The organism is Microbacterium sp. NPDC091382 (genome assembly GCF_044757025.1).
Lineage (GTDB): Bacteria > Actinomycetota > Actinomycetes > Actinomycetales > Microbacteriaceae > Microbacterium.
In genome coordinates this window covers 1401568-1414744 of record NZ_JBIVUD010000001.1, presented here as the reverse complement: position 1 = coordinate 1414744, position 13177 = coordinate 1401568, and the positions used below count along the sequence as shown (strand labels likewise).

Below are 13177 nucleotides of genomic sequence, written 5' to 3'. Positions count from 1 at the left end.
CCGCGGCATCCGACAGAAAGCACCCCGAAGTGTCCAAGAGCATCGAAGTCAACGACCTCAACGTCTATTACAGCGACTTCCTCGCCGTAGAGGGCGTCTCCCTCGACATCGAGCCCCGCAGCGTCACCGCCTTCATCGGGCCGTCCGGATGCGGCAAGTCCACGTTCCTGCGCACGCTTAACCGCATGCACGAGGTCATCCCCGGCGCGCGCGTCGAGGGCGAGGTGCTGCTCGACGGCGAGGACCTGTACGGCCCCGGCGTCGACCCCGTGCTCGTACGCCGTCAGATCGGCATGGTCTTCCAGCGGCCGAACCCGTTCCCCACCATGTCGATCCGCGACAACGTGCTCGCCGGGGTGAAGCTGAACAACTCGCGCATCTCGAAGTCCGACGCCGACGCCCTCGTCGAGAAGTCGCTGCGCGGCGCGAACCTCTGGAACGAGGTCAAGGACCGGCTCGAGAAGCCCGGCTCCGGCCTCTCGGGCGGTCAGCAGCAGCGCCTCTGCATCGCGCGCGCGATCGCCGTCTCGCCCGACGTGCTCCTCATGGACGAGCCCTGCTCGGCTCTCGACCCGATCTCGACCTTCGCGATCGAGGAGCTCATCCAGGAGCTCAAGAGCGAGTACACGATCGTGATCGTCACGCACAACATGCAACAGGCCTCGCGCGTCTCGGACAAGACCGCGTTCTTCAACATCGCCGGCACCGGCAAGCCCGGCAAGCTCATCGAGTACGACGAGACCGGCACCATCTTCACCAAGCCGTCCGTGCAGGCCACCGAGGACTACGTCTCGGGCCGCTTCGGGTGAGCCTGCGGTAGGGACGAGGGATGCTGTGCGGGAGCGCGGTGTCCCTCGTTCTGGTTTTGGGGCGTGGTGCGTGTGGGCGTGTGTGTGTGGCGTGCGTGTGTGGATGCAAGAGATCGCCGGCGACACGCGGCATCCCGGGCCTGAACTACGGGGTGTCGCGGCGGATCTAATGCAACCGCTGACGCTGTAACCGGGTGAGCCGCTCGCCAGGTGGGGTGCATGGGGCGTGTGCGGATGCAAGAGATGGCGGGCGACACGCAGCATCCCGAGTCTGAACAGCGGGGTGTCGCGGCGGATCTCTTGCATCCGTCGACTTCTCCCCCGCGGGGGTGGGATGCCGGTTGTCCCCCACCACCGCCGGGTGCGTGGCGGGCGGGTCGTGAGAGGGCGAGGCTCGCGGGTATGTGCGAGCTCCGGCATCCGATCGTCCGTCTGCGACAGCTGCTGGATGCCGGGTGGTCGCAACGGCGGGTGCAGCGAGCACTGCGGTCCGGAGAGCTCGCGCGGGTGCGCATCGGGGTGTACGCGTGGCCCGAGGCGTGCACGGAGGCGCGGCTCGCCGCGAAGCACGGCGGGGCGCTGGCGTGCGTGACGGCGGCGCGGCACCGCGGGCTCTGGGTGCTGGAGGGTGATCGGATGCCGCATGTATGGATGCGTCCTGGCCAACGCACGTACGACCATCCCTGCGAGTGCACGGAGCACTGGGATGCCGCCGGTCCCGGGGAGGATCGGCGGGAGCCGACGCTGGCGCGGATTCTGCGGCAGATCCTGACCTGCCTCGGCGGTGAGGCGTTCTTCGTCGCACTGGAATCCGCACGGCGGCAGGACCTGCTCGACGGCGACGACATGCGCTGGCTGAGCCGGAACGTGAACGCGGACGGACGTGACGCTCTCGCCCTCAGCCGGGACGACGCCGACAGCGGGCTCGAGTCTCTGCTGCGGTGGCGGCTGCGAGATCTCGGACTTCGCGTGCAGCCCCAGGTGCGCATCGCCGGCGTGGGCGTGGTCGATGCGCTGATCGGCGACCGGCTGATCGTCGAGGTGGACGGACGCGACAACCACGACGGTCCGTCGCTGAGACACAAGGACCTCGTGCGCGACGCCAACGCGGCGATGTGGGGGTACGTCACCCTGCGCTTCGACTACGCGCTCATCGTGCATGACTGGGACATGGTCGAGCGCGCGATCCTCGGTGCGCTCGCGCGGATGTGAGGGCTGGGTGGCATGCGCGTGCGAATGCAATAGTTCGGCGGCGGCGCGCGGCATCCCGAGGCGGGTGGGCGGGGTGTCGCGGCAGGACTATTGCACCCGCTGACGGAGCGTGGGATGCCGGGCCGCGACCGCGGTCCGGGGCTGACCAGTCTCACCACGAGCGCCGCGCGGCGCCTCGCGCGTTCGCCGATGCAATGGTTCGGTGGCGACACGCGGCATCCCGACCCCAATGGACGGCATGGCGTGGCAGAACTATTGCATCCGCGAACGCCGGCGACGGCTCAGTCGCGCGGGCTGAGCAGGTACTGGTTGAAGGATGCCGTGAGCTCAGCGTCCACGGGCAGGGATCGCCCGTCGACGGCCGTGATCGGCGCGGCGAGACGGACGCTCGAGACGAGCCAGGCGGCATCCGCCTCGGAGAGCGCCGAAACCGGCAGGGTCTCGTATGCGGCCTCGAAGCCGCGCTCGGCGAGGTGGTCGAACAGACTGAGCTGCGTGGTCCCATGAAGGATGCCGCCGTTCGGCGCCGGGGTCACGAACGTGTCGCCGCGCCGGATGATGAGCGACGCGGTCGGCGCCTCGAGCACGAACCCGTCGGAGCTCACGAACACCGCGTCGTCGGCGCCGCGGCGCTTCGCCTCGCGGATCGCGGCCATGTTCACGGCGTACGAGAGCGTCTTCGCGCCCAGCAGCAGCCACGGCGCGCGGCCGGGCAGATCGATGCTGTAGCCCCGGTCGAGGACGGCGACGGCGATCCCTTCGGTGCGCGGCTTCGTGAAGTCGGCCGCCGGCGCGACCGTCACCCACGCGGTCGGTGTCGGCCCGTGCTCCACGCCCCGGCTCAGGATCAGCTTGATGACCGCCTCGCCCTTCCCCGACGCGGCCTGCGCGCGAACGATCGCCTGGCGCCACTGCTCGAGGTTCGGCGCCGGCAGCTCGCAGATCTCTGCGGAATGCGCAAGCCGCGCGAGGTGGGGCTCGACTTCCTGCGCGTGGCCATCCACGACGCCGATCGACTCGAAGATCCCGTCGCCGCGCTGCGTGCTCAGCTCCCCCACGGTCAGCGCGGGAGCAGACGGGTCGATCTCGCTGAACGTGTCGGCGAAGTCGGTGCGCGCATCGTCGGATGCCGCAGGGTCGATCATGAGTGCGAAGCGCCAAGCCATGCTCCGAAGCCTACGCGGCGGCATCCCCCGTCAGCGGATGCAATAGTCCGCACGCGACACGCCGCCCACTAGGCCCAGGATGCCGGGTGTCGGCGTCGATTTATTGCATCGGCACACGCGCATCCCCGACACGCCCGACCATCCCCGAATCTCCACAGGACCGGAATACCTCGGGAGCCCCTCCGTTACACTTTTCTAGCCGGGCCGCAGTAACCCCGGGCTCCATCTTCAGCCGCTGCGAGCGGCCACGCGCCGAGAGGCGTTCTGCGGTCCGGCACTTTTTATGCCTATGTGAGGCCGTCGCGTCGCCACAGTGCTGCGGCCGCGACGAGATCCCCCGCGTACGTGTCGAGGCGCAGCGCCCGCGTCGTGAACGTCGACGCCCGCACCGGCTCGCTCTCGTCGTAGTCGTCGGCGAGATCGGTCGCCCCCGCGGCGACCACGCGAGAGAAGGATGCCGCCCGCTCGAGCGCGAGCGCGAAGTCGCCCGCGAACACCCCGCGCAGGATCAGGTCGATGAGCGAGACGAGCTCGTCGGGGCTCGCCGGAGCCGGCGCACCGGCGATGACGACGTCCGCCGACGATAGCCGCGTCCGTCCGCGCTCGTAGAGCAGCGCGGCGGTCGCCGCGTCGTCGTGGATCATCAGCTGCAGCAGGTACAGCCGCCACAGCGCGCCCGGCAGGGATCGTGCCGGCGAGTGCGCCCACAGTTCCGCGATCGTCGCGATCCCGTGCGCGTCGGTGAAGGTGACGAGCCGGTCGATGACCTCGTCGTGCGGCTGCTCGCGCACGCGCGACAGCAGAGCGGATGCCGTGGCGTGAGCGACCCGGCTGGCTTCGGCGGGATCGTCGGCGGCGAAGTGGCGATCGAAAGAATCGGGTGAGCGGCGGACCGGCTTGTGGAAGTCGCGGGACGCGTCGGACATCGTTCCAGGCTACTCCGGGAGCAGCGCACCCCGCCCGGCCGGCGCCGAAGCGGGGTGCGGAGCGAAAGCCGTCAGGCGGTGGGAATCGCGACGATCGGGTCGGTCGTCGGCTTGCCGTCGGGCGAGCCGCCGGCCTGTTCGACCGTGATCGCGATGACGTCGCCCGGCTGGAAGTCGCCGTCGAGAAGTGCGGTGACCTCATCGGACGGGTTGAACGTGCCTGCTGCGATCGGCTGGTCGCCGCGGACGAACCAGAGCTCGAACGTGCGGTCGTCGGCGATCTTCGGCGCGTCGTCGGTGGTCAGGACGACCTTGCCGAGCGAGGGCGACCAGTGCACCTCCGCCTCGCCGCCGTCGGTGAACTGCCCCGTGGCGCTTTGCGCATCGGGCGCGGACTCGATCTGCTCGAGAGCCTGCACCTGCGCCGGTGTGCGGACCTGTTCCATGATCGATCCGACCCCCCAGCCGATGCCGACGAGGAGAGCGGCCGAAGCGACGAGGGCGAAGAGCCCGCGCGTCCAGTTGCGACGCTGGACTGCCTGGATCGCCTCGGTGGGCGGTCCGGCGACGACGGGCTCCGGCTCGCGCTCGGCTACCGGCTCGACAGCGGATGCAGGCGTGGGTACGGGAGCGGATGCGGGGGCCACCGGCATCCGCTGCGGGAGGGAGCCGATCTGCGCGAGGAGACGATCGCGGACGTCGGCGGGCGGCGCCTCTTCTCCTGCGCCTTCGGCGAGGAAGCCGGCGACCTGCGCATCGGCGTCGACGATCTCCTCCCATTCGGGGTGAGCGGCGAGGGCCTGCTCATACGCATGCTCGTCTTCGGCGGACAACGCATCGATCGCGTGTCCGGCCGAGAGCTCGGCGAAGTCTTTCTCGTTCACAGCGTCACCCCCATCTCCTGTCGTAGGCGGTTCAATCCATCACGCATCCGTGTCTTGATCGTTCCGAGCGGCGCTCCGAGGAGGGCCGCGATCTCACTTTGGCTGTATCCCCCGAAATACGCGAGGGTGATTGCCTCGCGTTGCGCGTCGGGAAGCGTGCGAAGCGCGCGTACGACGCGACGACCTTCGATCCGCAACTCGACCTGCTCGGCGATGCCTTCTTGTTGTGTGTACGCGTCGCGGGTTCCGACGCGTACGTCCCGGTCCACGCTGGACTGCGATGCACGAACCCGGTCCACTGCCCGACGATGAGCCATCGTCAGGATCCAACTTCTTCCTTGCCCCTTGTTCGGAGCGAACCCAGAAGCGGATTGCCAGATCTCCAAGAAGACCTCTTGTAGTACTTCCTCGCTTTGGGAGGGGTCGACAAGGACCCGTCGGATCAGACCGAACACCCGCGAGGACAGCATGTCGTAGAGCTCTGCGAAGGCTCCCTGATCGCCGTCGGCGATGCGGACGAGGAGGTCACCGGCGTGATCCGCCGACTCCCCGTCGTCAGGAACTTCTACACCGTCGATAACCATTGCCCCCAGCATGCCATCCCGGCGCCCTCGAACTCGGATGACGGGGCGGGAATCCCTGGTGAGCGGGGCGGATCGAAAGCGATTCGTGACCCTTGTGAGCCCGCGGAGGAAGCGCGTCCAAAAAAATCTCGACAGATGTGCAATCCGTTTGCCTAGCGGTTCCGAAGACCTGACATCGCCGCCGCAGAGGGCGGTCCCAACACATGGAGGAAATCATGCTCAGCACGAAGAAGAAGATGACCGCAGCGCTCTCTCTGACGCTGGCCGGCGCTTTCGCACTCGCCGGATGTTCGTCGAACTCGATGGACAGCGGTAGCGGTAGCGGCTCGAGCGAGGCTCCGTCCTCGCAGGCTCCCATGGAGTCGCCCGAAGCCACCGACGGTGGCATGGACACCGCCTCGAACCTCGTCGGCCCCGGCTGCGCGGACTACGCGAAGGCTGTTCCGGACGGCGCCGGCTCGGTCGAGGGCATGTCGAAGGACCCGGTTGCGACCGCGGCGTCGAACAACCCGCTCCTCAAGACGCTCACCGCTGCTGTCAGCGGCCAGCTGAACCCCGACGTCAACCTCGTCGACACGCTGAACGGCGACAAGTTCACCGTTTTCGCTCCGGTTGACGACGCGTTCGCCAAGATCCCCGCCGAGACCATCGAGGGTCTGAAGACCGACTCGGCCACGCTGACCAAGATCCTCACGTACCACGTGGTTCCCGGCGAGATCGCTCCGGCCGACATCGACGGCACCCACAAGACCGTCGAGGGCCAGGACCTCGAGGTCACCGGCTCGGGCGACGAGCTCATGGTCAACGACGCCAAGGTCATCTGCGGCGGCGTCGAGACCGCGAACGCGACTGTGTACCTCATCGACACGGTGCTGATGCCCCCGATGTAATTCACGGTCTTCCTGACCGGCGGCGTCGTCGAAGCTCTGCGGGCTTCGGCGGCGCCGCCTCCTTTTGTTTCCGCCTTCCGGGGGATGCCGGGAGCCGGCGCCCTGCGTAGCGTCAAGGTATGGCGAACAACAACATGCGCGGAATGTCGTTTGGTCTGTCGATCGCGTTCGGCATGCTCGGCGGCGCGCTCGTGGGGATGCTCTTCCTCGACAACATCGGCCTCGGCACCGCCTTCGGACTCTCGTTCGGGATCATGCTCGGCGTCATCTTCGGCTCGCAGAAGAGCACGAAGTGACGGATGCCGCCGCCCTCGCCCATTAGGCTGGGTCGCTGAGGGCCTCTAGCTCAGTCGGTAGAGCATCGGACTTTTAATCCGCGGGTCGTGGGTTCGAGCCCCACGGGGCCCACCTTTGCGGGACAGTGTGCGACATGGCGCTGCGATCGAACGCACGTGGTCGAGGCACAACGACTCCCGCGTTCGTCATCGTGCTCGGGCTCGTCGCCGGCTGCGCGCCAGCCGAGCCGACCGAGGAACGCGGGATCCAGCCGATCGTCGGATGGGCCAATGGCGGCGACATCCAGTCTGTGACGGTCGGCACGTGTCACGGTGATCCGGTCGCGACCGTCGAGGAAGACGACCGGACGGCGACCATCACCGTAACGTCGACGAAGCGTTCGCCAGGTGATTCGTGCCTCGACGCCCTCCAGGTTCCGCCGGATCGGCCCCTCGAAGACCGTGCAGTCATCGACGGCGCGACAGGCGAAGTGCCACCCGGGATCGAGGGCTGAGCAGAATCGATCCCGCGTCCGCCTGAGTATGAAAAAGCCCCGACTGTTACCACACAGCCGGGGCGAGACGAATGAGAAGTCCGCCTATCGATGTCGACGATACCGCGGGAACCTGAGAGCTGACCCGGCGCAACCGGCTTCAGCCGACTGTCTCCGCCGCGTCCCGCGTCACATACCAATCGGTGAACGACCTCGCGCGGCCGTCGTCCGCCAGACGGATGACCATGAGGTTGTCGTACAGCCGACTCTTCGTCGTTGCGCTCGGGTAACTGGTCCGGCCGCGGATGATCGCGATGTCGCCGTCGACCGCCGTGAGCTCGTGCTCGAACGACCACGTGCCGGGCTCATCCTTCTGACCGAGCCACCCCGCGAGGATGGCGTCATGGCCGATCCATGGTTCGGTCGAGGGGCCGTCACGGTACTCCGCGTCTGGCGTGAACAGGGACCGGATGTCGTCCGGGTCGTTGGTCCCCCACGCACGGACGTATCGGCCGATCCAGTCGTTGGCTGCTACCGCCGCTGCCTCGCGATCCCACATGGCCTCAGGGTCGCTGACGCGTCCGCCGAGCGCAAGGGCGCGTCGCGAGTTCTGCGCCCCGGGGCGCACCCATCGTCGCAGTCCACCGCGCCCCTAGCCGACGCGCACAACGCCAGCTGACGTCGAACCTCGCGAGGAAGGGCTCAACCGACCCCGGCAATACGCTCGTGGGTCGCCCGCACGAACGCGGCGTACCCCCCGGGCGTGCGACCCCAGAAGCGGCCCGACGTGACCACCTCGTTCTCGTCCGTCGCGACCACGCGTGCTTTGAGCGAGCGCGCAGCGCGGACGAGCTCGACGTCCTCGTGCTGATCGAGGTCGGCGAACTCCCCCGCCCCGACGTACACGTCGGCGCGCAGCCCGAGGTTCGCGCCGTGCACGTTGCCCGCAGGACGACCCCGCGGATGCGTCCGCAGCCAATGCTCCGCGTGATCGAGAGTGAGGTCGTCGAAATCCGGCCGAACGGTGCCGAGGACGACATCGGCCCCCGCCGCGCGGAGGTCGAGCTGATGGCTGAGCCAGGTGACCGGCACGGCCGAGTCTCCGTCCGTCGTGCTGATCCAAACGTCTTCCGGCGACCCCAACTCGGCGAGCGCTGCGGCCACGCCGAGACGTCGAGCCGTCCCCACGTTCCGCGCATCGATCTCGATGGCGCGCACCGGCCACGACTGCGCGATCCGGGCCGAGGCATCCGTGCACGCATCGAGGACGACGACCGTCGCGATCCGCACTCCCGGGTGCGTCCGCCGGGTGTGCTCGACGGCCTCGGTGAGCGCGGCGAGGCAGTCGTCGAGGAGCTCGGCTTCGTTGTGCACGGGGACGACGATCGCCACCGCAGGCACGCCGCCCGCCATCAGATGAGCCCCGTCTCGGCGGCGACGGACCGGGCGCCCTCGATTCCGTAGACCTCGAGCATGAAGTCCTCCTCTTCGTGCAGCACGAGGCGGACGAACCCGGCGGCTGTACGCAGTGCCGCATGCACGGCATCACCGGACTGCGGGTACTCCGTGACGGGATGCCGCCAGTGGCAGGCGACGAGGTGGCCACCGGCATCCATCGCCTTGCGGATGCGGTCGATGGCGAGGATCAGGTCGGCGGCGCTCCAGTAGTAGCCGACCTCGGAGAGCACGACGAGGTCGAAGGTGCCGGCGGGCCACTCACCCGGCAGCGCGAGACGCTCGAGCCGGACGCTCTCCCGATCGCCGAGGCGACGGCGGGCGATCTCGAGCGGAGCGTCGGCGATGTCGACCGCGAGCAGGGCGTCGCACCGGTCGGCGAGAAGCTCCGTCAGGACGCCGGTCGAGCATCCCAGTTCGAGGGCGGAGGCGTATCGCTCGCGAGGCAGGCCCGCCAGAGTCAGAGCACGCTTGCGCTGCTCGTACCACCGCGACTCGAAGCCCCACGGGTCGTCGCCGTTGCGGCGGTAGAAGTCCTCGAAGAAGGTGTCTGCCAGGCTGTGCCCGGCTGGACGGATGAAGACCTCGAACGGCCGATCGAAGTGCGCTCGCATCCTTTCGTGGAGCATCACCTCGTCGCCCGGTGCCGACGACAATGGGGCGATCTGACTGCGATGGTGATGCATGGCGGCGCGCTTGAGCTCGACCGTCGACTCATCGAGCTGGGCCACCTCGAGGTCGCCCCACGGCACGTCCTCCGTCGACCCCCAGTGCCAGAGCCAGATCGGATACTCCCGCCACGGGACGCCGAGGCCCGCACACACCTCGGCGGTCACCTCCGCGGCGACGCGATGATCGCGATGGCTGTCTCCCACCCACGGGACCACGAAGAGATGCGCTCCCTGTCGCTGCACCAGCGCACGGAGCGCCTCCGCGATCTCGTCACGGTGGTCATCCGTGCCGCCGTCCGGCAAGCCGAGGAACCGGACGTCGATCGACGGGCTCAGCTGGTCGAGGGCCGCCGTCACCTCCCGCCGTCTCACCGCCGCAAGGTCGACGGGGGTATGGGACCGCGAATCGGGGTGGGAGCCCTCGCCGTCGGTCGCGACGAGAACGGTGACGCATGCGCCACGACGAACAGTGCGGGCCATCAGCCCCGCGACACCGAGGGTTTCGTCGTCGGGATGGGCCGCGACGACGACGAGGTGTTCGAACGTCTCGTCCAGGGACGGCAGCGGGCGGCCGGCGAACGCCTCGCGCCAGACCGCTTCGTCGGCTCCCGGGTCTCGGTGGCTGAAGCTCACCATGCGCCGCGCCCCTCCGCGACGTCGGCGCCGATGCGCGCCAGGTCGCGTTCGCCGTGGTGCTGACGCAGATAGGTCCCGAGGTCGGCCACCCGGCGTGCGTGAGCCTCGTCGGCGACGAGGGGCAACGGCCCGAGTGCCCGCGCCGACTCGGCGAGCGCCGTCTCGACCGCACCCGCGACGATCGTCCGGACGCGTGCGGCGAGGGCCCCGGGGTGGGATGCCGTCGCCAGCCCCTCCGTCGGGTGCGACGCCGAGCGCAGAGCCAGCCTCGCAGTCCAGAGCGCGGCATCCACTCTTCCGAGGTGGACGCGCGACAGTTGGTCGGCGCCGTCGCCCTGCGCGGCCTGAACGAGGGCCTCCCGCAGCGGCAGAGCGCCGCCCCACCAGCATGCGGCGACCCCGATGCCGCCGGCCGCGAAGCCGGGACGACGCAGGTACCACCCCGGCTCACCGACGGGCACGGCCGGAGCCGTATGGAAGTCGACGGGCGCGCTGACGACCTGTTGGAGTCCCCGTGCGTGCCACGGTCCCGGGTGAGGCGTCACCTCGGGTGCCTGCAGGGCCACCGCGAAGAGTCGACGCTCGTCACCGACCCAGGCCGTCACGAGCGCGTGCGTCAGGTGCTGCGCGAGCGAACACCAGGGCTTCGTCCCCGTCAGCATCCATCCGGAGCCGTTCTCCCGTGCCTCGAGCCGCGTCCCCGCCCCCTCGGCGGCGAACACACCCCACGAGGATTCGGAGTCCGCCTGGATGGAGGCGAGGTCGACGTCGTCCCCGTCGCGACTCGCCTGGTCGAGGATGTCGAGCGCGTCGAGGTGAGGTTCGAGGATGCGCGCCGCACCCACATCCCGACTCGCGACCGCAGCGAGGAACGCCCAGTCCTCGGCGAGCGAACGCCGGTGCCCGCGTGCGGCGCCCGCGCCGACGGCCCAGGCGAGCGTTGCTGCAACGTCTGCCCCGAACGCGTCGAGCCGGTCAGCCTCGTCGAGCGACGCCGCGGCCGCACCGTCGAGCCGATTGTCTCCTATGAACACCACCGATAGGTCTGCCTGCACGCCAGTCACTCCCGGAGTGTCCCCTCGACCCGCATCCGCCGTTAGAGGCTTGCGGTCTCCCTAATCTCTCGGATAACACCCCGTAACGGATGCCGCATGTCTGGTGCGCGGCGACCCCGCCCGATAAACAGACGTCGTGACCACTTCCAATCACGCCCCCGGCCCTCGGATCAGCGGCGCGGCGCTCATCCTCGTCGGCGTCGGCGGAGGAATCGGGGCGGGCTGGCTGATCGCGCGAGCCCCGTGGTCGCTCCTGGCGGCCGGTCTTCTCACGCTCTCGACGATCGCCATGGCCATCGGCGTGCTGTGGACGATGCGGTCGAGCTGGGACGACAAGACGTGGCCACCGAGCGGCCGCGATCTGCCACCGGACGCCCGGCTCCGACGGAGCTTCCGGATCCTGGGCATCGTCCTTCTGACGCCCGCCCCGATCATCGTGGCCCTGCTTGTGTGGGTGACGGTAGAGGGAACCACGACGTGGAACGACGTGCTGCTGCTCATCCTCCCTGCGGTCGTGTACGGGGCGACGGGCGTCTGGCTCCTCCGTCGTTCTCGATGGGAAGCGGTTCACGCAGCGTCGACGGGCACGAGCGATCAACGGCCGGAACAGCGCGGTCACCAGCACAGGGATGATGAGTGGCGGGCGCTCGGCGGGCCCATGAAAGGGACTTTCCCGAACACGGCCACGGTCCCGGTCGTCGTGATGGCGGTGATCGCCACTCTTCAACTGCTGCGCATCGCAGATGAGTTTCCCTGGGGCGGGGTCGTCTGGGCCGCCGTGGTTGCGATCGGTCTCGTTTGCTGGTTGATGTTCCTTCGGCGCCAGCGGCGACCGCTCGAGGTCCTGCCGGCCGAGGAGCAGATCCGCTTCCGCGGGCGAACCTTGCGATGGTCCGAGGTGGCCCGAGCGGAGCTGTCCGCAGACCCACCGTGGACGGGAGCTCGGCGCACGCTCATCCTCAGCATCGGGAGCGACTCGCCTCATCGGGGACGTGTCGTCCTGCGCCGGAAAGGCGACCTCGAACTCAGCGATGACGAGACGGATCTGCTGACACGTGTCATCGACGCTTCGGCGATCGAACTGCCGCACGACAAAGATGACCCGCACGGGAGATTCTCACGACAGCTGTACCCCAACAATCTCACCAAGGCGGAGGCTTCTGCTGTGGTCGCGGATCCCCCTGGTGCCGATGTGGGCCTGCCGATCTCGGCACCCGTGTAAGCCCGCGCGATCGACGGCGACGGGCCCATTGACGCCCAACTTGCATTTTGCAAGTATCGCGACATGAGCCTCTTCATCACCTGCCCGGTCGCCGACGTCGCCCGGGCCACTGCTTTCTACACCGCCATCGGCTGGACCCTCAACGCGGAGATGTCCGACGACAACGTCTCGTGCTTCGCGATCGCCCCCGACCAGTACGTCATGCTCGGAAGCCGCGAGATGTACGCGAGCGTCGGCGGCACCGAGGAACTCATCGGCGGCCCGGATACCCCGTCCAAGGTCACGGTCTCATTCGACATGAACAGTCGCGAAGAGGTCGACGCGCTTGTCGAGCGGGCCGAGGCCGCGGGCGCGCGCATCGGCGACGTCGATGACTACCCCTTCATGTACCAGAGGCAGTTCGATGACCTCGACGGTTACCACTACTCCCCGTTCTGGATGAAACCAGACACCGACCAGACCTCGTGAGCGACCTCGCGGCCGCCCTGGAGGTCGTCGGGGCGCGCTGGGCTCTGCTCATCGTGGAGCAGCTGCTCGAGGGGGCGCAGCGATACGGCGACCTGCAGCGCCAGCTCGGGGTCCCGACGAACGTACTGGCGACTCGACTGAAGGAGCTGGAGGCAGCCGGGGTCTTGCGCAGGCTGCCTCTGAAGCACAACACCCGGGCCTATGTCCTGACCGACCGTGGGCTGGCGCTCGCCGACGCGATCGCAGCGCTCGGTCGGTGGGGCGCCGAGCAGCCAGGAGGGTGATCTCCGCACGGCTTCGAATTCGGCCCGCATGCTCGTTGCGGACGGCGGAGGGATCCTCCTCATACCCCCTCCCCTCGCATGTGTCCGCTGCGTATGGTCGTGCGTGAGGGTCGTGGATCGTGAACGATTCGCGCGCCCGACGGATC

The 13177-nt window shown here is 68.7% G+C and carries 16 protein-coding genes and 1 tRNA gene; 9 read left to right on the top strand and 8 right to left on the bottom strand.

All coding sequences use genetic code 11. The annotated features are described in order from the left end of the window. The first annotated feature begins 29 nt into the window (after positions 1 to 29). Positions 30 to 809, top strand: a complete 780-nt coding sequence (gene pstB, locus ACIQLK_RS06850; protein ID WP_064003118.1) for a phosphate ABC transporter ATP-binding protein PstB — start codon at positions 30 to 32, stop codon at positions 807 to 809. Positions 810 to 1211: 402 nt separating this feature from the next. Next, complete coding sequence (locus tag ACIQLK_RS06845; protein WP_400363654.1) at positions 1212 to 2021, top strand: type IV toxin-antitoxin system AbiEi family antitoxin domain-containing protein; 810 nt, start codon at positions 1212 to 1214, stop codon at positions 2019 to 2021. 281 nt (positions 2022 to 2302) lie between these two features. On the opposite strand, the gene ACIQLK_RS06840 is transcribed toward ACIQLK_RS06845, so the two are convergent. The 4 genes from ACIQLK_RS06840 to sigK form a co-directional block, all read right to left on the bottom strand. Next, positions 2303 to 3187: an aminodeoxychorismate lyase gene (locus tag ACIQLK_RS06840; RefSeq protein WP_400363652.1), complete on the bottom strand. Its 885-nt coding sequence runs from the start codon at positions 3185 to 3187 to the stop codon at positions 2303 to 2305. Positions 3188 to 3474: 287 nt separating this feature from the next. Beyond that, positions 3475 to 4113 (bottom strand): DNA-directed RNA polymerase subunit beta, encoded by a 639-nt coding sequence (locus ACIQLK_RS06835; RefSeq protein ID WP_400363651.1) that lies wholly within the window; start codon positions 4111 to 4113, stop codon positions 3475 to 3477. A gap of 71 nt (positions 4114 to 4184) precedes the next feature. Then, the gene (locus ACIQLK_RS06830) at positions 4185 to 4997 is read right to left on the bottom strand and encodes an anti-sigma factor domain-containing protein (RefSeq protein WP_400363649.1); all 813 of its coding nucleotides are present in this window, start codon (positions 4995 to 4997) and stop codon (positions 4185 to 4187) included. Continuing rightward, the gene (gene sigK, locus ACIQLK_RS06825; RefSeq protein ID WP_400363647.1) at positions 4994 to 5581 is read right to left on the bottom strand and encodes an ECF RNA polymerase sigma factor SigK; all 588 of its coding nucleotides are present in this window, start codon (positions 5579 to 5581) and stop codon (positions 4994 to 4996) included. Before sigK ends, ACIQLK_RS06830 begins: the two co-directional genes overlap by 4 nt. Before the next feature lie 215 nt (positions 5582 to 5796). Between sigK and ACIQLK_RS06820 the strand changes: the two genes are divergently transcribed. The 4 genes from ACIQLK_RS06820 (at position 5797) to ACIQLK_RS06805 (ending at position 7261) form a co-directional block, all read left to right on the top strand. After that, a complete protein-coding gene (locus ACIQLK_RS06820; protein ID WP_400363646.1) occupies positions 5797 to 6471 on the top strand; it encodes a fasciclin domain-containing protein in 675 nt (224 codons plus the stop codon). A 119-nt stretch (positions 6472 to 6590) separates the two neighbouring features. Next, positions 6591 to 6767, top strand: a complete 177-nt coding sequence (locus tag ACIQLK_RS06815) for a hypothetical protein (RefSeq protein ID WP_400363645.1) — start codon at positions 6591 to 6593, stop codon at positions 6765 to 6767. Positions 6768 to 6806: 39 nt separating this feature from the next. Further along, positions 6807 to 6879, top strand: a tRNA-Lys gene (locus ACIQLK_RS06810). 22 nt (positions 6880 to 6901) lie between these two features. Continuing rightward, positions 6902 to 7261, top strand: a complete 360-nt coding sequence (locus ACIQLK_RS06805; RefSeq protein ID WP_400363644.1) for a hypothetical protein — start codon at positions 6902 to 6904, stop codon at positions 7259 to 7261. 139 nt (positions 7262 to 7400) lie between these two features. Here the strand turns inward: ACIQLK_RS06805 and ACIQLK_RS06800 are convergent, their stop codons facing one another. The 4 genes from ACIQLK_RS06800 to ACIQLK_RS06785 all read right to left on the bottom strand — a co-directional run bounded on the left by ACIQLK_RS06800 (position 7401) and on the right by ACIQLK_RS06785 (position 11066). Next, on the bottom strand, positions 7401 to 7799 hold the full coding sequence (locus tag ACIQLK_RS06800) for a nuclear transport factor 2 family protein (protein ID WP_400363642.1): 399 nt from the start codon (positions 7797 to 7799) through the stop codon (positions 7401 to 7403). A 143-nt stretch (positions 7800 to 7942) separates the two neighbouring features. Next, on the bottom strand, positions 7943 to 8653 hold the full coding sequence (locus tag ACIQLK_RS06795) for a glycosyltransferase (RefSeq protein ID WP_400363641.1): 711 nt from the start codon (positions 8651 to 8653) through the stop codon (positions 7943 to 7945). Then, a complete protein-coding gene (locus ACIQLK_RS06790) occupies positions 8653 to 10002 on the bottom strand; it encodes a PIG-L family deacetylase (RefSeq protein WP_400363639.1) in 1350 nt (449 codons plus the stop codon). Before ACIQLK_RS06790 ends, ACIQLK_RS06795 begins: the two co-directional genes overlap by 1 nt. Continuing rightward, a complete protein-coding gene (locus ACIQLK_RS06785) occupies positions 9996 to 11066 on the bottom strand; it encodes an acyl-CoA dehydrogenase (protein ID WP_400363638.1) in 1071 nt (356 codons plus the stop codon). Before ACIQLK_RS06785 ends, ACIQLK_RS06790 begins: the two co-directional genes overlap by 7 nt. Positions 11067 to 11193: 127 nt before the next feature. On the opposite strand from ACIQLK_RS06785, the gene ACIQLK_RS06780 reads away from it, so the two are divergent. The 3 genes from ACIQLK_RS06780 to ACIQLK_RS06770 all read left to right on the top strand — a co-directional run bounded on the left by ACIQLK_RS06780 (position 11194) and on the right by ACIQLK_RS06770 (position 13031). Continuing rightward, positions 11194 to 12279, top strand: coding sequence for a hypothetical protein (locus ACIQLK_RS06780; RefSeq protein WP_400363636.1), 1086 nt, complete (start codon positions 11194 to 11196; stop codon positions 12277 to 12279). Positions 12280 to 12342: 63 nt separating this feature from the next. Then, the gene (locus ACIQLK_RS06775; RefSeq protein WP_400363634.1) at positions 12343 to 12747 is read left to right on the top strand and encodes a VOC family protein; all 405 of its coding nucleotides are present in this window, start codon (positions 12343 to 12345) and stop codon (positions 12745 to 12747) included. Further along, a complete protein-coding gene (locus tag ACIQLK_RS06770) occupies positions 12744 to 13031 on the top strand; it encodes a winged helix-turn-helix transcriptional regulator (protein WP_400363633.1) in 288 nt (95 codons plus the stop codon). The genes ACIQLK_RS06775 and ACIQLK_RS06770 overlap by 4 nt, the downstream gene beginning before the upstream one ends. The last annotated feature ends 146 nt before the right edge of the window (positions 13032 to 13177 follow it).